The organism is Streptomyces sp. NPDC014733, assembly GCF_043083385.1.
In the GTDB taxonomy this organism is placed as follows: Bacteria; Actinomycetota; Actinomycetes; order Streptomycetales; family Streptomycetaceae; genus Streptomyces.
Map to the genome: position 1 here is coordinate 527,113 of NZ_JBIBYO010000001.1, position 20,002 is coordinate 547,114.

Here is a 20,002-nt window from a genome sequence, read left to right on the forward strand (position 1 = left end):
GGAAGGGCCACTTCACCTCCCGGCCATCGTCACGCCCGCCACCCGCAAGGGGCAACGGGTGGTGTCGGAAACCTTGACACGGGGATTGGTCTGGACCACGTTGTACGGCAGCGCAGGGGCCCCTGAGCGCGCATCCGCACACCCCCAACTCCCCCACAGCCGGAGGCAGTCGTGGTTGGCGCACGAAGCAGGAAGACACGTTCGGGTACGACGAGGAAGGCGCTGCCGGCCGTGGTCGCCGTGGCAGCCTTGTTGACGGGCGGTGCGCTCTCCGCGGGCACCGCGCAGGCCGCGCCGGAGAACCACCGGCAAACCGCTCCGGCGGCGGGCGCGTCCGCCGTCGCCAAGCACGCGGTGACCGGCTACTGGCAGAACTTCGACAACGGCGCCACCGTCCAGAAGCTGAAGGACGTCGACGACGCGTACGACATCATCGCGGTCGCCTTCGCCGATGCCACGGGCAAGCCGGGTGAGATCACCTTCAACCTCGACCCGGCGGTCGGCTACGGCTCCGCGGACGATTTCAAGGCCGACATCAAGGCGAAGCAGTCGGCGGGGAAGTCCGTGATCCTCTCCGTCGGCGGCGAGAAGGGGGCCGTCTCGGTCAGCGACTCCGCCTCCGCGGACGCCTTCGCCGCGTCGGTGAACAAGCTGATGGACGAGTACGGCTTCAACGGCGTCGACATCGACCTGGAGAACGGCCTGAACTCCACCTACATGACGCAGGCGCTGAAGGCGGTGCACGCCGCCCACCCCGATGTGGTGGTGACGATGGCCCCGCAGACCATCGACATGCAGTCGCCGCAGAACGAGTACTTCAAGACGGCGCTGGGGATCAAGGACTTCCTGACCGTCGTCAACATGCAGTACTACAACAGCGGTTCGATGCTGGGCTGTGACGGCAAGGTCTACTCACAGGGCACCGTGGACTTCCTGACCGGGCTCGCCTGTATCCAGCTGGAGAACGGGCTGGACCCCTCGCAGGTCGGCCTCGGCGTCCCGGCGTCCTCCAGCGCTGCGGGCGGCGGCTACACCGCGCCCTCGGTGGTCAACGACGCGCTGGACTGCCTGACGAAGGGCAGCGGCTGCGGCACGTTCAAGCCGTCGAAGACGTACCCGGGGCTGCGCGGCGCGATGACCTGGTCGACCAACTGGGACGCGGCGAACGGCAACGCCTTCGCGAGCCAGGTCGGCAAGCACGTCCACGACCTGCCGTAGCCACCGCGCGCGGGCCCGGAGGTGGCGGGCCCGCGTACACCCCCCATACGGGCCGGGCCCCGCGTAGCGTGCGCGCGGGGCCCGGTCTCTTCCGTGTGTGCGGGGTCAGCGGCGGACGCCGGACGGCTTGGGCAGCTCACAGCCGGAGGCGCTGAGGTCGAGCTTGTTCCCGTCGGTGAAGCACTTCGTGATCCCGTAGGTCTCCTGGCCGTACGGGGTCCCCTTGTGCACGGTGACCGCGCCGCTCTCGTCCACCTCGCAGGGGTTGTTGAGCGTGCACTTCTCACCGTCCTCGTTGACGGTGTTGTTGATGGCGGTGACCTTGCCGGTCTCGTCGTCGATCACCGGGGAGCCGGAGGTGCCGCCGATGGTCTTGCAGTCGGTGGTGTAGCGGACCGAGTCCTTCCAGGTCCAGTCGCCCTCCTTGAGCTGGGGGACGAAGCCGTCGATGGCGCAGGAGTAGGTCTGCTTCCAGTAGCCCGACACCACGGTGATCTTGTGGCCGTCGGTGGGGTGTGCGGTGTCCACCTCCAGCGGCTTGATGCCGTACTTCTGCTCGATGTCGGCGTAGGTGGAGCCGGTCTCGTAGAGGGTGACGTCGGTGTCGGTCATCGTGGCGTAAACGACCTTGGTCGCCTTGACGGTGCCGAGGTCGCCGGCGTTGGCATCCAGGACGGTGAAGCTCCGGGTGGAGGGCTGGTCGGTGATGACCTCACCCGCGCCGGGCATCCCGGACTCCAGGCAGTGACCGTTCGTCATGACGAGCGCCGGGTCGGTGTCCTTGGAGGCCGGCATCTTGACGATCGAGCCGGAGCAGTTGCTGAGCGCCACCGTGCCGGCAAAGTCGACGGCCTTGGTGTGGACGCCGTGCTTCGCCGGCGCGGATATGGGGGTGGTCGCACGGAACGTGTCGGGGGCGTCCGTCGTGGACTGCTGGGCGGCACCGGCCGTTCCGGCGGTGCCCACCAGGGCGGCGGCGCCCAGGACGACGGTGGCGAGGGTGCCGACGAGAGGTCGGTTCATTGTGGGGTCCTCTCACGCTGCGTACCGCAGGGCGAACAGCCCTTCGGTTTGTCGTGCGCATTGTTGGCGGGCCCGGGCCCCAGGGCAATGAAACGGCCCGAATCAAGGGGAAGTTGGCGCACCGTGCCACCTTGCGCCGCCCGGACCGCCGGGGTCGTCCCGATCCGTCCCCCGGCGGTCCGGCCCTCCGCTACACGACCAGGCTCACCAGCGCGGCCACCGCGAATCCGGCGACCGAGAGGACGGATTCCAGGACCGTCCAGGACTTCAACGTGTCGCGCTCGGAGATGCCGAAGTACTTCGCGACCATCCAGAAGCCGCCGTCGTTGACGTGCGAGGCGAAGATCGAACCGGCCGAGATCGCCATGATGATCAGCGCCAGGTGCGGCTGCGACATGCCCTGGCCCTGGACGAGCGGCAGGACGATGCCGGCGGTGGTGACGATGGCGACGGTCGCCGAGCCCTGGGCGACGCGCAGCACCAGCGACAGCAGCCAGGCCAGCACGATGACCGGCAGACCGACGCCGTGGAAGGTGTCGGAGAGCGCGGTGGCGACGCCGCTGCCCTGGAGGACCGCGCCGAAGACGCCACCGGCGCCGACCACCAGCAGGATGTTGCCGATCGGCTTGAGGGAGGCGGTGGAGACCTGCTCCAGTGACTTGCGCGACCAGCCGCGGCGGATGCCGAGCAGGTAGTACGCGGCGAACAGCGCGAGGGTCAGCGCGACGAACGGGTTGCCGAAGAACTCGACGACCGAGCGGAACGTGCTGGGGTCCAGCGCGATGGACGAGAACGTCGACAGCAGGATCAGCACCAGCGGTATCGCGATGATCGTCAGGACGGCGCCCAGCGAGACCGGCTTCTCCTGCGGGGTGACCCCGGCGGCGCGCTGTTCGGCGAGGACCGCGGCCTTCGCCTCGTCGGCCGCCTCGGCCATGTCCTGCGGCAGTTCCACGAAGATCCGCTTGCCGATCCAGGCGGCCCACGCCCAGGTGGCGAGGACGGCCGGGACACCGCAGACCAGGCCCATCAGGATGACCCAGCCGAGGTCCACGTGGAACAGACTCGCGGCGGCGACCGGGCCGGGGTGCGGCGGCAGGAAGGCGTGGGTCATCGACAGCGAGCCGAGCAGCGGCAGGCAGTACAGCAGCATCGACTTGCCGCCACGCTTGGCCGCCGCGTAGACGATCGGGGCGAGGACGAAGATGCCGATGTCGAAGAAGACCGGGATGCCGAAGAGGAGGCCGGTCAGGCCCATGGCGAGCGGGGCTCGCTTCTCGCCGAAGAGGTTCAGCAGGCGGGTGCTGAGCACTTCACCGCCGCCGGAGACCTCCAGGATCGAGCCGAGCATGGTGCCCAGACCGATGATGATCGCGATATGGCCGAGGGTGCCGCCCATACCGCTCTCGATCATGGACTTCACGTCGGACTTCTGGACCGTGCCGAAGAGTTCGGTGACGGAGAGTCCGGCGCCCAGGCCGACCGCGATGGAGACGGTGAGCAGTGCGACGAACGGCTGTAGCCGGAACTTGATGATCAGCACGAGCAGCAGGGCGATGCCGAGGACGGCGACGGTCAGCAGGCCCGGGGTGCCCGGTATCAGGGCGAGCAGCCCGCCCGTGTGCGGGGGCGGGGGCGGCGGCGCGGGGGCCGTGGCGGCGGCGAGGAACATCGTGTGACTCCGTTGTCGGCGGGGCCCGGAGGTCCGGGTGGCTCCCCTGGAATGCGTCTCGGGGCAGGGCGGACCGCGGCACGGCGCCCCGGAGGTACGGGGCGCCGCGCCGTGCGGCGGACGGTGCGGGTGAAGGTGCTTTAAGGGCAAGGCGGGTGCTCGGTGGGGGGTGTGCGGCCGGGGCCCCTGCGGTGGGTTCCCCGGCACGGGCCCGTACGGCGACCCCTGCGGTGGGTGCCGTACGGACGGCCGGTGCGGCGGTGGAACGGTGGCCGGGCGTGGCCCGGGCCGTCGGCTCAGCTCAGGACGGCGAGGGCGTCGATCTCGATGAGCAGGCCCTTGGGCAGACCGACGTAGACGGTCGTGCGGGCGGCGGGCGCCTCCTTGAGGCCCTGCTCCTCGAAGTACGCGTTGTAGATCTCGTTCATCTCGGCGAAGTGGTCCACGTCGGTGAGGTAGACGCGCATCATCATGACGTCGTCCCAGCTCGCGCCGCCCTCTTCGAGGATCGCCTGGACGTTGGCGAAGGTCTGGAGGGTCTGCTCGCGCAGGGTGGGGCCGGCCGGGGTGGGGGCCTTGCCCTCCTCGGCGGGGAGGAAGCCGACCTGGCCGGCGACCTGGAGGATGTTGCCCTTCTTGACGCCGTGGGAGAACTTCGCCGGCGGGGTGGTGTGGGTGGCCGGGGTGAGCGCGGTCTTCTCGGTCATGGTGTTCAGGCTTCCTGTGCGGGGCCGGCGGAGGGCCGGGGGATTGCTGTTCCGGAGTACTCCCGGCTGATGGCGTCGGCGGTGCGGCGCACCAGCGGGAGGAGGGTGAGGAGTTCGTCGGCGGTGACGACGACGTTCGGTGCGGAGACCGACATCGCGGCGACCACCCGGCCGTCGGCGCCGCGGATCGGGGCGCCGATGCAGTTGATGGACTCCTCGTGGCCGCCGAGGTCGGTGGCCCAGCCCTGTTCGCGGACCTTGGCCAGTTCGGCCAGGAAGGCCGCGGCGTTCGGTGTCGAACGGGACGTGTAGAGGGGGTAGTCGAGCTTCTCCGCGACGCTGCGGCGCTCGGGTTCGGACAGGTCGGAGAGGAGCAGCTTGGCGACCGCGGCGACGGTGATCGCGACGGGCTTGCCGATCCGCGAGTACATCCGCACCGGGTAGCGGCTCTCGACCTTGTCGATGTAGAGGACCTCGTTCTCCTCGTAGACGGCGAGGTGGACGGTGTGTCCGCACTGCTCGTTGAGGGCGACGAGGTGGGGGTGGGCGATGTCGCGGACGTCGAGGTTCTCGACCGCCTGCTGGGCGAGGGCGAAGAGCCGGGCGCCGAGGCGGTAGCGCTGGTCGGGCTGGCGGTAGACGATGCCGTGCTCGTGCAGGGTCCGCAGCAGCCGCAGCGCGGTCGACTTGTGCACGCCGAGGCGGACCGCGACCTGTTCGAGGTTGGCCGGGCCCTCGGCGAGCAGCGGAAGGATGCTCAGTGCGCGGTCTACTGTCTGGCTCATGTCTGGGGGGCCTCCACCCGTGCGTCGTGCAGCCCCGTCGTCCAGCCGGGGCCGAGACGCAGTCTCCCCCAGTCGTCGGCGGGAAGGGCGGCGAGGCGGTCGGCGAGGGCGCGTGGCGGCGGTCCGGTGAGGTCGCCGGGGACGGTCAGCGCGGCGGCGGCCATGAGGTGCCCGTGCCGGATCCGGTCGAACACCGGCAGCCCGCGCAGGGTCCCGGACAGAAAACCGGCGGCGAAGGCGTCCCCCGCGCCGACCGGGGCGACGACGTCGACGCTGAGGGCCGGGGCGTAGGTGCGGGTGTCGGCGGCGGGCGTGCCGGCCCCGGCTCCGGCGGGCCTACCGGCTTCCCCGGCGGACGTGCCCGCTGCACCGGCGGACGCGGCGCCACCGGGGTGCGCGCCGTCCGCGGTCTCCCGGTGGAGGACCGTGACGCCCTCCGATCCCTGCTTGACGACGAGGACGGCCGGTTCGGGCAGCGCCGCGCGGATCGCCTCGGGCCCGTGCAGATCCCAGGCGGCCGCGGCCTCGTCCTCCCCGACGAAGACGATGTCGGCGCCACGGGCCAGGTCGAGCAGGGTCTCGGGGCCCTGCGGGCGGCCCTGCCACAGCCCGACGCGGTAGTTGACGTCGAAGGAGACGAGCGGGCGGTCCGGGGTGCGGCGGGTGAGGGTGCGCAGCATGGCGAGGCAGCTGTCGGAGAGCGCCGCGGTGATGCCGGTGAGGTGCAGCACCCGGGCCCCGGCGAGGGCGGCGGGCCCCGGGGAGGCGGGGTCCATGGCGGAGGCGGCGGATCCGGCGCGGTAGTAGACGACCTCCGCGGTGCCCGGCTCCTCGCCGTCCGCGCCGGTGGCCCGCTCCCCCGCCGTACGGAAGTAGATGCCGGTCGGCCGGTGCGGGTCGCGGGCGACGTGGCCGGTGTCGACGCCGTGGGCGGCGATGGCGGCGACGAGGTGGTCGCCGAAGCCGTCGGCGCCGACCCGGGAGACCCAGCGGGCGCGGTGTCCGGCGGCGGCCAGGACGCAGGCGACGTTCGACTCGGCGCCGCCGATGGCGCGGTCGAAGGACGGCACGTCGGCGAGGCGCCCGGGGCGGGACGGCAGGAAGGTGACCATGGACTCACCGAGGCAGACGACGTCGGCGTGGCCCGCCGGGAGCCCGGCGCCGTGCGCGGCGCCGCCGTCCTGGCCTGCGGTGCCGCTGGCGTTCGAGAGCCTGGTCACGAGGGTGGTGCTCCTTAGCTGTGCCGTGTGGGGGAAGCCGTCGCCGGGTCCGGGGACCCGGCCGTGCCGTGCGCCGGGGCGTCCGTCCGGCGCGTGGCACGCGATGGACGTACCGGGCGGCGGCTCAGGGGGCGAGGGCCGGGCGGCGGTCGCGGCGCGTGCGGGCGGCGGGTGCCGGGCCTCCGGCGGGGGTGCGGCCGACGACCGCGGTGACCACCGGATTTCCGGCCCGGGGCACGGCGCGCGCCACGGCCGTGACGACCGTCGACACCCGTCATTGACCCGGTGCTGGCTCGGATGTTAGACAGCATTAAGCGATATACGCAATGGGTGTTGCAGGGAACGCAACGCATCGCGGAGACCCGCCCCCCGTCAGGCCCCCGCCCGGCCACCCGGCGCATACTTCGCCCAGCACCGACCGGCACGCCGCGGCGCAGCCCGCGCCCGGCGCCCAGCTCTGAGGAGGCCCCATGGCCGACGACCGGCTCACCGACGACCGGCCCGCCACGGACCCGCACGCCCCCGCGACGGCGGCGGCCCGGGCCCTCGCGGACGAACGCGTCGACCACCGCTTCAAGGCGCTCCCCCCGGACGCCGAGGGCCGCACCGTCGGTGACCTGGCCGCCGAACGCCGCAACCTCTTCGACGGCGGCTTCACCACCCCGGTGCTCGCGCTCTCCGCCGAGTCCGTGGAGCACAACCTCGCGCTGCTGGAGACGTACGCCGAGCGGCACGGCCTGGCCTTCGCGCCGCACGGCAAGACCTGCATGGCCCCGCAGCTCTTCGCCCGCCAGCTGGCGCACGGCGCCTGGGGCATCACCGCCGCCGTCCCCCACCAGGCCCACGTCTACCGCGCCCACGGCATCGCCCGGATCTTCCTCGCCAACGAACTCGTCGACCCCGCCGCCCTGCGCTGGCTCGCCGCCGAGCTGGACGCCGACCCGGACTTCCACTTCATCTGCTACGTCGACTCCGTGCGCGGCGTCGAGCTGATGGACGCCGCACTGCGCGAGGCCGGGGCCCGCCGCCCGGTCGACGTCGTCGTGGAGCTGGGCGCCGGCGAGGGCGCCCGCACCGGCGCCCGCACCGACGCCGACTGCCGCGCGGTGGCCGACGCCGTCGCCGCGACCGCCACCCTGCGCCTGGTCGGCGTCGCCGGTTACGAGGGCGAGGTCCCCGAGGCCAACCACGCCAAGGTCACCGCCTGGCTGCGCCGCCTGGTGGCGCTCGCCGCCACGTTCGACGCCGAGGGCCGCTTCGCCGGGGTGGACGAGATCGTGATCAGCGCGGGCGGCAGCGCCTGGTTCGACGCGGTCGCCGAGGTCTTCGCCGAGATCCCCGCGCTCTCCGCCCCGGCCTTGAAGCTGCTCCGCTCGGGCGCGTACGTCTCGCACGACGACGGCCACTACCGCCGCCTCACCCCGTTCAACCGGGTCCCCGAGGAGGGCGCCCTCCAGCCCGCGTTCCGCCTCTGGGCGCAGGTCGTCTCCCGCCCCACCCCGCACCAGGCGTTCGCCAACGCCGGGAAGCGCGACGCCGCCTACGACCTCGACCTGCCGCAGGCCCAGGTGGTCCGCTCCGCCCGGGACGGTGCCGAGCGCCCCGCCACCGGCGTCACCGTCACCGGCCTGTCCGACCAGCACGCCTGGCTGGCCACCGAGTCCGCCGACGCCCTGGAGGTCGGCGACTGGGTCGGCATGGGCCTCTCCCACCCCTGCACCTCTTTCGACAAGTGGCAGCTGATCCCGCTGGTCGAGTCCGACGGCACGGTCGTGGACTTCATCCGGACGTTCTTCTAGACGTTCTTCCAGCCGAGCGGCCCGCCGGACCGGCGGGCCGCCCCAAGACCCGGTGGTACGCGTCGATCCCCCGCGCCGCGTACCACCGGCCCCTCCCCCCACCCGACCGGCGAACCGCCCCGGACACCGGCCGCTCACTCGATCACTCGCTCGACCTCAAGGCCGAAGTACCGAAAGGCAGTTCCATGGACACCGTGTTCCGCGACGTACGCGTCATCGACGGATCGGGCGGCCCGTCCTACCGCGCCGATGTCGCCCTGGACGGCGGCCGGATCGCCGCCGTGCACCGCGAGGGCGACGCCGGTCCCCGCCCGTCCGCCCGCCACACGGTCCCCGCCGACGGCCTCGCCCTCGCTCCCGGCTTCATCGACATGCACGCCCACAGCGACCTCGCGCTCCTCCGCGACCCCGCGCACGAGGCGAAGGCGGCGCAGGGTGTCACCCTCGAAGTCCTCGGCCAGGACGGCCTGTCGTACGCGCCGGTCGACGACCGCACCCTTGTGCAGGTCCGCTCCCAGATCACCGGCTGGAACGGTGACGGCAGTGACATCGACTTCTCCTGGCGCTCCGTCGGCGGCTACCTCGACCGTCTCGACCACGGCTTCGACGGCGCCGGTATCGCCGTCAACGCCGCGTACCTCATCCCGCAGGGCACCGTCCGGATGCTCGCCATGGGCTGGGACGACCGCCCCGCCACCGCCGACGAGCTGACCCGGATGAAGCAGCTCGTCGCCGAGGGCCTGGAACAGGGCGCCGTCGGCCTCTCCTCCGGCCTCACCTACACGCCGGGCATGTACGCCTCCGACGCCGAACTGACCGAACTCTGCCGCGTCGTGGCGGAATACGACGGCTACTACTGCCCGCACCACCGCTCCTACGGCGCCGGCGCCCTCCAGGCGTACGAGGAGATGGTCGCCCTCACCCGCGAGGCGGGCTGCGCCCTCCATCTCGCCCACGCCACCATGAACTTCGGCGTCAACAAGGACCGCGCGCCCGAGCTGCTGGCCCTGCTGGACGCGGCCCTCGACGGCGGCGCCGACATCTCCCTCGACACGTACCCGTACACCCCCGGCTGTACGACGCTCGTCGCGATGCTGCCGAGTTGGGCGAGCGAGGGCGGGCCGGAGGCGATCCTCGCCCGGCTGCGGGACGAGGAGGGCGCCGCCCGCATCCGCCACACCATGGAGGTCGAGGGCGCCGACGGCTGCCACGGCGTGCCGATCGAGTGGGACACCATCGAGATCTCCGGGACGACCGATCCGGCGCTCGCCCCGTACGTCGGGAAGACCGTCGCGCAGAGCGCCGCCGCGCGCGGCGAGGAGCCGTGGACCGTCGCCCGCCGCCTGCTGATCGAGGACCGCCTCGGCCCGACGATCCTCCAGCACGTCGGCCATGAGGAGAACGTCCGCCGCATCATGCGCCACCGCGTCCACACCGGCGGCTCCGACGGCATCCTCCAGGGCGCCAAACCGCACCCCCGCGCCTACGGCACCTTCCCCCACTACCTGGGCCGTTACGTCCGTGAGCTGGGCGTTCTCTCCCTGGAGGAGTGCGTCGCGCACCTGACGTCCCGCCCCGCCGCCCGGCTGCGTCTGCCCGACCGGGGCCTGGTCCGCGAGGGCTACCGCGCCGACCTCGTCCTCTTCGACCCGGAAACCGTCGCCGCCGGCTCCACCTTCGACGCCCCGCGCACCCTGCCCACCGGCATCCCGTACGTCCTGATCAACGGCGAGTTCGTCATCGAGAACGGCCACCGGACGGAGGTCCTGGCCGGCCGGGCCGTCAGGCGCGCAGCGCCTCGTTCTTGACCGCCGATACGAAGCGGCCCCAGGCGCCCGCGCCGAAGATCAGGGTGGCGCGGGCGCGGTCCTTGGTGTCCCGGACGGGGACGATGCCGGGGAGGTCGTCGGCGATCTCGACACAGTCGCCGCCGTCGCCGTTGGTGTACGTGCTCGTACGCCACACGGCACCGGTCAAATCAATTCCGTTGCTTGCCATTTCGGAAGTCCTCCGCCGTTGCCTGGATCATCGACAAGGAGGCCGCCGGTGGCAGCGCGGCAGCCCTCACCAGATCGTATGCCTTGAGGTACTGGTCCACGATCTCTGGATCATCGATGGTGTCACCGCTGTACGCGGACTCGATGTAGATCAAAGGCGGCTCATCCCGGAACCGCATTGCCTTAACCGAACCCATCATCAGCGGGTGCGGCCCGCTATTGCACGGAAGGATCTGTGGAACGATCCGGCGGCGCCGCCCCAACTCCGCGATGTGGTTCAACTGTTCGGCCATCTCGTCCAGCGGAAGCAGGGGTTGGCTCAGCACGGACTCGTGCAGAACCATCCAGAACGCCGGATTCTTGTGATCCACTTCGAGGAGTTGTGCCCTCTTCAGCCGCGCGGAGACTTTCTCTTCCACTTCTTCTTCAGTGGAAAGCGGATGAGCCCCCAACACCATCGCCCGCGCGTACGGGGCCGTTTGCAGCAACCCTGGCACGAGGCCGGGATACCACTCCTCGATGCCCGTGGCCCTCTCCTCTGCTTCCAACGCCCGCTCGAAGTAGTGGGCATAGCCGCCTCCGCGTGACCTGCGGACGTCGTCGCATCGCCGCGCGAAGAATCCGTCTGTGCCGAGCACGCGGTCCACATGCGGGGCCAATTCCCTCGGCATCCGCCGGTATCCGCGCTCGATCTCGCTCAGATAACTCACCGAGAAGTAACAGTCCTTGACCACTTCCTTGAGGGTCAGGCCCGCCTGCTCCCGCTTGTAGCGCAGTTCCGCGCCGTAGAAGGCGAGCACGCTCTCCGAACCATCAATTTCCTTGCTCGCAGGCATATTTCACCGCTCCACAGATTGCGCACCGAATGGGAAGGACCTTCCACGCTACGCCGGTCCGCGTCACGCTGTGAGCAGTTCGTCACAGACCGCACAGGAAGCCGACGCCATGCCGCACGCCTACAGCTACCCCCACCACGACGACATCGACGACTGCACCGAGGAACTGCGCGCCGCGCTCGCCGCGCACGGCATCACGCTGCCCTCGCTCGGCATCGATCTGCCGTCGTTCGCGGGGAGTTACAGCGCCCCGCTGATCGCCCTCGGCAACTGCAACACCGCCACCGCCCGCCGCCTGTCCGCAGCCCTCCACCAGGCCGTTTCCGGTACGGGTACCGAGCGGTGAGCAAGCCGCGGGACGGGGAGCGCGCCCCGAAGGAGCAGCCCGCCGGGTCCGGGGAGGCTCGTCGGGAGGCGTTGGCCGAGGAGGTCCGGCGGCTCAACAAGTGGTCCTCCGGCGGGGGCGGGCGCCGCTGAACCGCGCGCCCCGTACGCCTCGATGCGCGGGGCTCGCACGCTCACTCCGTGTCACCGGCGCCCCGCCGCTCCCGCTGGACCTCCTCGATCCACTCCACCAGGGTCCCTGCCTGAAGACTCAGGCCGAGCGCCCCGACCTCCCGGGCCCGGCGCTCCCGCTCCTCGGTGACCCGCCCGGCGAAGAAGCCGATCGGGCCGTCGTAAAGCCCCTCGTCGCGCAACCGGCGGGCGAGGGCGAAGCCCGCGTCCGGGTCGCCGTCCCGGGTCACGTCGGAGAGAAGCAGGTCCACGGGGCGGGCGGCGACCCGGGCCAACACCTCGTCGTCGGTGGTGACCACCTGGATGTCCGCGCCCCGGCGGCGCAGCTCCGCGACCATCGACGTCAGCCCCTCGGGGGCGTCGTCCACCCAGAGAACGGCGAGATCCAGGTCAGGGCCGTCGTCCGGGGGCGGCCCCTCCAGCGGGATGGACGGGCCGGTACGCGGCCGGGGGGCGGGGAACTCGCGGGACGGGGCGGGGACGGGGTCGGCGACCGGGGCGGCGGGCAGGCGCGGCCCGGCCCCGGGCGCCGGGACCTCCGCCCCCACCACCGGATACGGCTCCGCCGCCGGCTGCCGCGGACCCGTCGCGGAACGCCCTCGCGCCTCCATGGCCTCCACCACCAGCTCCCGCAGCCGGTCCTCCTGGTTGGTGAGGCGGGCGCCCAACGACGCGGCGCGGTCCTCACGTTCGGGACTCTGCCGGATCGTGTAGAAGATCACCGGGCCGTCGTACAGATACTCCCGCCGGAACCTCTCCACCATCGTGAACCCGGCGGTGTGGTTCCGGCGGCGGCTGATGTCGCTGATCAGCAGGCCCGGTGGGCGCGACCGCAGCTCGGCGGCGGCCTCCCCGCTCGACGTCACATGCCGCACCCGCGCCCCCAGGCTCCGCAGCACGGCCCGCACCTCGCCCTTGCGGTACGGCTGGTCGTCCACCCACAGCACATCGAGCGTCGGCAGCGCATAGCCGCCGCGCGAGCCGTACCGGGCGGCCCCGGCCACGAACCGCTGGCCCCGCCCGTCGGACGCGCCCTGTTCCGGCAGCTCGGGGCCCGCGCCACCGTTCATGTGCACGCTGTCCCCGTACGCGGCATCCCCGTACACCGCCGCCCCCGGCCGGAACGGCTCCGGGCGCGCGCCGGTCCGGAACTCCGGCGGCAGCTCCGGGTACCCGGCGCCCTGCTCCGGGATGCCGTCCGCGCGCCCCTCCGGCACCGGGACCGGCCAGGCCAGCGGCGACCCGTCCGCGTCGAGGTCGTCCCGCATCCCGTCCAGCACCTCCCGCAGCGGCTCCCAGGCGGCGGACATCCGGGCAGGGCCGTCGCCGGAGAGCGACGGGCCCTCCCGCAGCCGGACCAGCAGCCGCGCCGCGTCGTCCAGGTCGACCAGCTCGTCGATCAGCGAGGTGAACCCGGAATTCAGCACCAACTCCGGGAATTCCCTGGGGAGTTGGCGCTCCAGCGCGGCCAGCACGTCCGGCCCCGCCGCGTCCGGCCCCTCCGGCACCACCAGGTCGTACCGGGCGACGAACCTCGCCGCCGCCTCCGTCTCCTCCTCGGGCACCGACCCGCGCGGCGCCAGCAGCGTGCGCCGCACCGCCCGGTACGTACGGAACTCCGCGACCACATCGCCGTCCACCGTCCCCGACGGGCCGGTCATCATCCGGTAGAAGTCCGGATAGAAGTACTGGAGCAGCAGCGTGCGCAGCACCGCGTCCGGGCCGAAGTCGCGCCAGACCGGGTTCAGCGTCGCTTCCAGGACGAAGCCGTTGACCAGGCGTTTGATCCGTCGCGGATTGCGCGCGCTGCGCTGCGCCAGCAGCTCCACCAGTGCGTCGTCCACCAGCGGCGCGACGCCCGCGGTCCGGGCGCACCAGCGGATGTACTCCTCGACGCCGCGCCCGTCCGGCGCCGGGATGCGGTAGCTCGTCTGGAAGATCTTCTCCATGAACGCCGACCCGGCGGGCGACAGATCGCGCAGCAGCCCGTTGGGGCCCATCGCGGAGCGGTCGCAGCCGACGACGAAGGCGAGCCCCGGCACGTCCAGGTAGACCTTCACCGCCTCGCAGACCGCCAGCACGGTCTCCTCCGAACAGCGGTCCAGGTCGTCGATGAACACGACCAGCATCCGCCGCAGCTCACCGGCGTTCTGCGCCCACTCCCCCACCAACTCGCCGATGGCGGTCCGCATCTCGTTCCTGGCCTGCGAATTGACGGACAGGTTCTTCCACAGTTCGTCCACCAGACCGGCGACGCCGAGCGGGCCCGCGGCGACCGTCGTCACGGCGCGGACCACCCGCAGCAGCGCCCGCTGCTCGGTGGCGCGCTGGAGCCCGCGCCGCAGCACCCGCCGGTCGAACCGCATCAGGACCGACTTGATCAGCCCCTCCAGCGCGTCCGAGCCGGTCGAGGTCCAGGCGTTGTACCAGACGGTGTGCACGTCGGACTGCGCGGTCAGCTCCGCGTCGACCAGCCGCATCAGACTGCTCTTGCCCATCCCCCAGCCGGCGTCCACCGCAAGGGTGAACGGCGTCGCGGGGCGCGAGGCGACCAGCAGCCCCGCCAGCCGCCGCGCGGCCGCCTGCGCCCCGAGCAGATCCCCGCCCGCCTCGGTCACCGGCTCATCGCTCAACAACGAGAACGGTGTACTCCCCGCACCGCCGCCGTCGCCCCCGCCGCCGTTGCGCCCCGCCACCATCTGCCGCCCCGCCCCCGAGCCGTACCGGACCGGCGGTACGCACCCTGGCCGCGCGCCCCCGCCGACGAACGCCCGGAGCGTACCGCCGGACCGGCACCCCCCGCCGCCGCCCCACGGAATCCGCAGGTCAAGGGGGGCCCGGTCGGTCACGCGCGCCGTACGCGCCCCGTGTGCCCCACCGGCCCAACGTGGGCAAAAACACCGCGCAGGGGGTCCTGAGCGGTCGTAAAGTGGCGGACATGCAGGTCATCCAGTCAACGAAGCTCGCCAACGTCTGCTACGAAATCCGCGGCCCGGTGCTGGAGGAGGCGATGCGACTGGAAGCGGCAGGCCACCGCATCCTCAAGCTCAACACCGGCAATCCGGCGGCCTTCGGCTTCGAGTGCCCACCGGAGATCCTGGAGGACATCCTCCGCTCCGTCGGCACCGCCCACGGCTACGGCGACGCCAAGGGCCTGCTCTCCGCCCGCCGCGCGGTCATGCAGCACTACCAGACCAAGGGCGTCGAGGTCTCCGTCGAGGACATCTACCTCGGCAACGGCGTCTCCGAGCTGATCCAGATGTCCATGCAGGCGCTCCTCGACAACGGCGACGAGGTCCTCGTCCCCGCACCGGACTACCCGCTGTGGACGGCGTCCGTCTCGCTCTCCGGCGGCACCGCGGTCCACTACCGCTGCGACGAGCAGGCCGACTGGATGCCGGACCTCGCCGACATCGAGTCCAAGATCACCGACCGCACCAAGGCGATCGTCGTGATCAACCCGAACAACCCCACCGGCGCGGTCTACGACAACACCCTCCTGGAGGGCATCGCCGAACTCGCCCGCCGCCACAATCTCATCGTCTGCGCCGACGAGATCTACGACAAGATCCTCTACGACGGCGTCACCCACACCCCGTTCGCCTCGCTCGCCCCCGACCTCCTCACCCTCACCTTCAACGGCCTCTCGAAGGCGTACCGCGTCGCCGGCTACCGCAGCGGCTGGCTGGCGGTCTGCGGCCCGAAGGCGCACGCCACCTCGTACATCGAGGGCCTGACGATCCTCGCCAACATGCGCCTGTGCGCCAACATGCCGGCCCAGCACGCCGTCGCCACCGCCCTCGGCGGCCGCCAGTCCATCAACGACCTGGTCCTCCCCGGCGGCCGCCTCCTCGAACAACGCGACACCGCCTACGACCTCCTGACCCAGATCCCCGGCGTCACCTGCGTCAAGCCCAAGGGCGCCCTCTACGCCTTCCCGCGCCTGGACCCCAAGGTCTACAAAATCACCGACGACCGCGAACTGGTCCTCGACCTCCTCCGCGCGGAGAAAATCATGATCGTCCACGGAACGGGCTTCAATCACCCGACGCCGGACCATTTCCGCCTCGTCACCCTGCCCAACAAGGACGATTTGACGGAGGCGGTCACACGGATCGGGGCGTTTTTGGAGGGGTACGGAAGGTAGGTAAGGCAGGGGCAGGGATTGCCATTGCCCTCCACAGGCAGGGGCTGTGGTGGCTGGATCGCCCGCTCCCCTCTCCCCTTGCGCCCGGTATCGTCCGCACGGCCATCCATACCATCGGGACCTGGAGGCCGCCATGACTCGCGCCTGGGAAGCCGACCCGTCAGCGTCATTCACCAAAAGACTGGGGAAGTCCGCGGCGGAACTCGGCAATTCCAAGGACGAAGACGACTGCCCGGACATTTGGCAGCTGAGCAATGGTGATGTTGCTGTCATAGGCCGCGACCTCACCGACCAGTACGACTCGCGCCTGCCGGAGGGCGTGCGCCTCGACTCTGACGAGCGCTTGGTCGTCGTCCCTGGAAACATGCTCAGCGCAGCAAAGGCGGATATTCCCGATGCTTGACCTCCGTATCCCCGTTCCACCACTCCCCGACGCCTCGGGCGTGCGACTCACGCGTCCGGAATACCACCGCGAATTCCGGGAGCACCGGAAGGAAATCCGCAACAGCAACTCCTGGAAACTCGAACGGCTCCAGCACTTCGAGGAGACGAACGACGAGAGCCGCGAAGCCCTGCGCAAGGGAGACTGGCCGGAGTCCCTGCGCCTGTTCGAAGCCGAGCGTGACGCCACATGCCAGCAAGCCCGGGAGCAGGAATCGCGGGGCGCACTCCTCCACCGCATCCGGATCGTGGAAGAACCGCTGACGCCTTACGTGCAGTGGGAATTGCACTGGCTGCACATGCGTGCGGAATGCGGCCACCCGGTCCGCGTACTGCCTGCCAGCGCGGTCGCCTCGGTCGAGAGCGACGGGCTCCTGCCTGAGCTGACCCTACCTGGCAACCGCGTACTTTTCCGAGTTATCTACACCGAAAGCGGGCGACCCGACGGAGCGATCCGCTTCACCGACCCCCACCTCGTACAGGAATGGGCGGCGTATTTGGAGAAGCTGTACGCAGCGGCCGAGAGCATGCAGACGTATTTCGACCGTGTGGTGGCACCGCTGGCTCCGCCGCCCGCGGCATGACCCGATATCGCGATCGCCGTGCGGGATATCGACATGCCGGATGACCACGGCAACGAGCGCCACGGGGACACACGGAACGACGTCTCCGGAGCGACCCACGATGTCGTCCAGGCCGGGAACATCACCGGGGGCGTCCACTTCCACCAGGCTCCCCCGGCCACGCCCCACCGCCCCGGCCCTCGTCAACTGCCGTCCGACATCCGTACCTTCGTGAACCGCACCGCGGAGCTGGGGCAGCTGAACGCCGTACTGACTGGCCCGGACGGCAGCGACCTCGTCATCTCCGTACAGATCGTGGCCGGTACCGCAGGTGCGGGGAAGACCTCTCTGGTGCTGCACTGGGCCCATCAGGTGAAGGATCGCTTCCCGGACGGTCAGCTCTTCATCAACCTGCGCGGCTACGATCCCGCGGAGCCGGTCACGGCAGACCAGGCGCTACGGAGGTTCCTACGGGCGCTGGATGTGGCGGCAGCCGATCTGCCGCAGGACACCGATGATGCGGCAGCCCTGTACCGCTCCCTGCTCGCCGACCGACGCGTACTGATCGTGCTGGACAACGCCGCGACGGTCAGCCAGGTCCGGCCGCTCCTCCCCGGCAGCGGCAGCAGCCTCGTCGTGATCACCAGCCGCAACCGCCTGGCCGGACTCGCCGTCCGCGACAGCGCCCGCCGGATCACCCTCGGCACGCTCCCGGAGCCGGAGGCCGTTGCCCTGCTGCACGCGGTCACGAAGGACTACCGCCCCGAGTACGACGAGGACAAGCTCGCGGAACTGGCCCGCCACTGCGCCCGCCTGCCCCTGGCCCTGCGGATCGCCGCCGAGCGGGCCGCCAGCCACCCGTATCTACGGCTCGACGATCTCATCAGCGACCTACGGGACGAGTCCGCGCTCTGGGACACCCTCAGCACCGGCATCGATGAGGAGGCGGAGGCCGTCCGGTCAGTCTTCGCCTGGTCCTACCGGGCTCTGTCCGCGCACTCCGCGCGCCTCTTCCGGCTCCTCGGCCTGCTCCCCGGAGCGGAGTTCGGTCTCGCCGCCGCAGCTGCGCTGGGCGGCCTCCCGCTCCACCGGACCCGCCAGTTGCTCGACGACCTCGTCGGCGCCCACCTGCTGGAGCAGACCGCCCCCGACCGCTTCCAGTTCCACGACCTGCTGCGCGCCTACACGACCGACCTGGCACAGACCGAGGAAGCCCCCGCCCACCGGGACGCGGCGCTCCACCGGCTGCTGAGCTGGTACCTGCATACCGCCGACGCCGCACAGACCTGGCTCGCGCCGTCCGCGGAACGCCTGACGCTGCCGGAACCGCCGCCCGGCGTACGACCGCTCACCTTCGCCGACTACCACGCGGCGGTCGACTGGTCCGAGCGGGAACACCCCACCTTCCTCCCGTTGCTGCGCAGCGCCGCGCGCAGCGGCCTGACACAGCTGACCTGGCTGCTGGCCGCCGTCATGTGGTCCGCGCGGCCTCCCTCCTCGTCGGAGCGCGACTGGCTGGAGCCGGGACGCATCGGCGGCGAAGCCGCGGCGGAACTGAACGATCCGGCGGCACGGATGCGACTCCTCCTCAACACGGGCATCGCACACCGCACGCTGAACAACTTCCCGGAAGGCCTGGCAGCCCTGGGCGAAGCAGCCGATCTCGCACGAGAGCTGGGCAGCGGGCACGACGAGGCCCGCGCCCTCAATCTCATCGGCCTGATCCACCTCAGGCGGCGCGATCTCGGCCTCGCCGAAGCCCACTTCGACCGGGCACTCTCCGCCTTCCGAGCCGTGGAGAACCTCCGGATGACCGCCGTCGCGCTGTCCAATGTCGCCGTCGCCCGCCTCAGTGCAGGCCACCTTCCGGAAGCGGCCGCAGCCGCCGGTGAGGCACTGCGTACCCACCGCGCTCAGGGCAATCGGAGCAGCGAGGGCAACATCCTGCGCCTCATGGCCGTACTGGGCCTGGAGCAGGGAGACATCGGTGCGGCCCGGCAGGCCATCGACGAGGCACTCGACATCGCCCTCGCTCTCCGCGACCACACGCTGGAGGGCTACTGGCTCCTCACCCTCGGCGACATCCAACGCGCCGAGGGGCAATACGGTGATGCGCTGGCCTCCTGTCAGCGTTCCGCCATGCTCCACCGCCGCCTCGGCGACCACAGCCGCGAGGCTCTGGCCTGGCGCGGCACCGGGCAGGCCTACACCGCGATGGGCCGCGGTGCGGATGCCGCGGCCTTCCACCGGCAGGCCCTGCCCGTCCACCGTGACCTCGGGGACTCCTGGCAGCTCGCCGTGGAACTCGGCCTCCTGGCCGACGCCGTCCATCAGAAGGCCCCGGAAGCCGCCCGCGCCCACCGGTCCGAGGCCCTCTCCTGCCTGTCCGGGTACGCAGACCCCCGGGCCGCGGCCTTCCGCTCCCGCTTGGAGGAGCTGTTGGCCGCCCCCGAAGGCTGATGCGCGGCAGCAACGTCGGCACCCCACCCCACCAGAGCCACGAAGGAACCCAACTTTAGAATCAATCTAAGTTAGGATGGCTTCCTAGTCACACTCAGGAGGCTGTCCCATGTACGAACCGATCCGTTCCAAGTCGGTCCACACCATGGCCGCCGCCGGGGAGTTCCCGCACCGTTCGCGGGCGGAGGAGTTGGACATCCGGCTCGCCGGGCATCTGACCGCGCTGCTGACCGTCACCGATGAGCTGCGGGCGCTGACGCCCGGGGCCGACGGGGAGGCGCTGGCGGCGGCGGCCGAGCGGATCGCCGGGCAGGTGGCGCGGCTGCGGGGTGGCCGCCTCCCGTTGCGGGCCGAGCCGAGCGGTGGGGATCCGGCGCGGGCGGGGGCGCTGCACCGGCGGGCGTACACCCTGGCCGGGCATGCGCTGACCGTCGCGACCTGGCGGAACGACGCGGCGGCCGGCGCGCTCGCCGCCGAGCGCCGTGCCGCCCACGAGGGCCCCGCCGCGCCGGCGCTCCCGGATCTCGCCACGGCGTAACCGAAGAGACGGGGCGCGCGGGCCGGACCTCGGGCCGTACGTCCCGCCCCGCGCACGAACGAGGGACCCCGCGCCACCGA

Annotated in this window: 18 protein-coding genes; 10 read left to right on the top strand and 8 right to left on the bottom strand. The window is 71.5% G+C overall.

The window, feature by feature from the left end:
• Positions 1-231: 231 nt before the first annotated feature.
• Positions 232-1,218, top strand: a complete 987-nt coding sequence (locus tag ACF1BH_RS02335) for a chitinase (RefSeq protein ID WP_391640498.1) — start codon at positions 232-234, stop codon at positions 1,216-1,218.
• Positions 1,219-1,323: 105 nt separating this feature from the next.
• On the opposite strand, the gene ACF1BH_RS02340 is transcribed toward ACF1BH_RS02335, so the two are convergent.
• From ACF1BH_RS02340 to ACF1BH_RS02360, 5 genes are all read right to left on the bottom strand, one after another.
• Entirely contained in the window at positions 1,324-2,241 is a 918-nt protein-coding gene (locus tag ACF1BH_RS02340) for a serine protease (RefSeq protein ID WP_391640499.1), read from the bottom strand.
• A gap of 190 nt (positions 2,242-2,431) precedes the next feature.
• Positions 2,432-3,913: a GntP family permease gene (locus ACF1BH_RS02345; RefSeq protein ID WP_391640500.1), complete on the bottom strand. Its 1,482-nt coding sequence runs from the start codon at positions 3,911-3,913 to the stop codon at positions 2,432-2,434.
• A gap of 296 nt (positions 3,914-4,209) precedes the next feature.
• The gene (locus ACF1BH_RS02350; protein WP_391640501.1) at positions 4,210-4,620 is read right to left on the bottom strand and encodes a RidA family protein; all 411 of its coding nucleotides are present in this window, start codon (positions 4,618-4,620) and stop codon (positions 4,210-4,212) included.
• A 5-nt stretch (positions 4,621-4,625) separates the two neighbouring features.
• Positions 4,626-5,405, bottom strand: coding sequence for an IclR family transcriptional regulator (locus ACF1BH_RS02355; protein WP_391640502.1), 780 nt, complete (start codon positions 5,403-5,405; stop codon positions 4,626-4,628).
• Complete coding sequence (locus ACF1BH_RS02360; protein ID WP_391640503.1) at positions 5,402-6,625, bottom strand: sugar kinase; 1,224 nt, start codon at positions 6,623-6,625, stop codon at positions 5,402-5,404. Before ACF1BH_RS02360 ends, ACF1BH_RS02355 begins: the two co-directional genes overlap by 4 nt.
• 470 nt (positions 6,626-7,095) lie before the next feature.
• Here ACF1BH_RS02360 and ACF1BH_RS02365 point away from each other — a divergent pair, with 470 nt between their 5' ends.
• Positions 7,096-8,424 (top strand): alanine racemase, encoded by a 1,329-nt coding sequence (locus ACF1BH_RS02365; protein ID WP_391640504.1) that lies wholly within the window; start codon positions 7,096-7,098, stop codon positions 8,422-8,424.
• A 185-nt stretch (positions 8,425-8,609) separates the two neighbouring features.
• Complete coding sequence (locus ACF1BH_RS02370; RefSeq protein WP_391640505.1) at positions 8,610-10,232, top strand: amidohydrolase family protein; 1,623 nt, start codon at positions 8,610-8,612, stop codon at positions 10,230-10,232.
• On the opposite strand, the gene ACF1BH_RS02375 is transcribed toward ACF1BH_RS02370, so the two are convergent.
• A complete protein-coding gene (locus tag ACF1BH_RS02375) occupies positions 10,207-10,422 on the bottom strand; it encodes a DUF397 domain-containing protein (RefSeq protein WP_391640506.1) in 216 nt (71 codons plus the stop codon). The genes ACF1BH_RS02370 and ACF1BH_RS02375 overlap by 26 nt on opposite strands.
• Positions 10,403-11,257 (bottom strand): helix-turn-helix domain-containing protein, encoded by an 855-nt coding sequence (locus ACF1BH_RS02380; protein ID WP_391640507.1) that lies wholly within the window; start codon positions 11,255-11,257, stop codon positions 10,403-10,405. The genes ACF1BH_RS02375 and ACF1BH_RS02380 overlap by 20 nt, the downstream gene beginning before the upstream one ends.
• 109 nt (positions 11,258-11,366) lie before the next feature.
• On the opposite strand from ACF1BH_RS02380, the gene ACF1BH_RS02385 reads away from it, so the two are divergent.
• Both ACF1BH_RS02385 and ACF1BH_RS02390 read left to right on the top strand, forming a co-directional pair.
• Positions 11,367-11,603 (top strand): hypothetical protein, encoded by a 237-nt coding sequence (locus ACF1BH_RS02385; protein ID WP_391640987.1) that lies wholly within the window; start codon positions 11,367-11,369, stop codon positions 11,601-11,603.
• Complete coding sequence (locus ACF1BH_RS02390) at positions 11,600-11,734, top strand: hypothetical protein (protein WP_391640508.1); 135 nt, start codon at positions 11,600-11,602, stop codon at positions 11,732-11,734. Before ACF1BH_RS02385 ends, ACF1BH_RS02390 begins: the two co-directional genes overlap by 4 nt.
• 41 nt (positions 11,735-11,775) lie before the next feature.
• Here ACF1BH_RS02390 and ACF1BH_RS02395 read toward each other — a convergent pair whose 3' ends face one another.
• Positions 11,776-14,406 (bottom strand): P-loop NTPase fold protein, encoded by a 2,631-nt coding sequence (locus tag ACF1BH_RS02395; protein WP_391640509.1) that lies wholly within the window; start codon positions 14,404-14,406, stop codon positions 11,776-11,778.
• A 305-nt stretch (positions 14,407-14,711) separates the two neighbouring features.
• On the opposite strand from ACF1BH_RS02395, the gene ACF1BH_RS02400 reads away from it, so the two are divergent.
• The 5 genes from ACF1BH_RS02400 to ACF1BH_RS02420 all read left to right on the top strand — a co-directional run bounded on the left by ACF1BH_RS02400 (position 14,712) and on the right by ACF1BH_RS02420 (position 19,922).
• The gene (locus tag ACF1BH_RS02400; RefSeq protein WP_391640510.1) at positions 14,712-15,920 is read left to right on the top strand and encodes a pyridoxal phosphate-dependent aminotransferase; all 1,209 of its coding nucleotides are present in this window, start codon (positions 14,712-14,714) and stop codon (positions 15,918-15,920) included.
• 133 nt (positions 15,921-16,053) lie between these two features.
• Positions 16,054-16,323 (top strand): hypothetical protein, encoded by a 270-nt coding sequence (locus ACF1BH_RS02405; RefSeq protein WP_391640511.1) that lies wholly within the window; start codon positions 16,054-16,056, stop codon positions 16,321-16,323.
• Positions 16,324-16,363: 40 nt separating this feature from the next.
• Positions 16,364-16,945 carry a DUF6879 family protein gene (locus tag ACF1BH_RS02410; RefSeq protein WP_391640512.1) on the top strand — a complete coding sequence of 194 codons (582 nt, stop codon included), beginning with the start codon at positions 16,364-16,366 and terminating at the stop codon, positions 16,943-16,945.
• 33 nt (positions 16,946-16,978) lie between these two features.
• Positions 16,979-19,384 (top strand): ATP-binding protein, encoded by a 2,406-nt coding sequence (locus tag ACF1BH_RS02415; protein WP_391640513.1) that lies wholly within the window; start codon positions 16,979-16,981, stop codon positions 19,382-19,384.
• Between the two features lie 109 nt (positions 19,385-19,493).
• A complete protein-coding gene (locus ACF1BH_RS02420; protein ID WP_391640514.1) occupies positions 19,494-19,922 on the top strand; it encodes a hypothetical protein in 429 nt (142 codons plus the stop codon).
• The last annotated feature ends 80 nt before the right edge of the window (positions 19,923-20,002 follow it).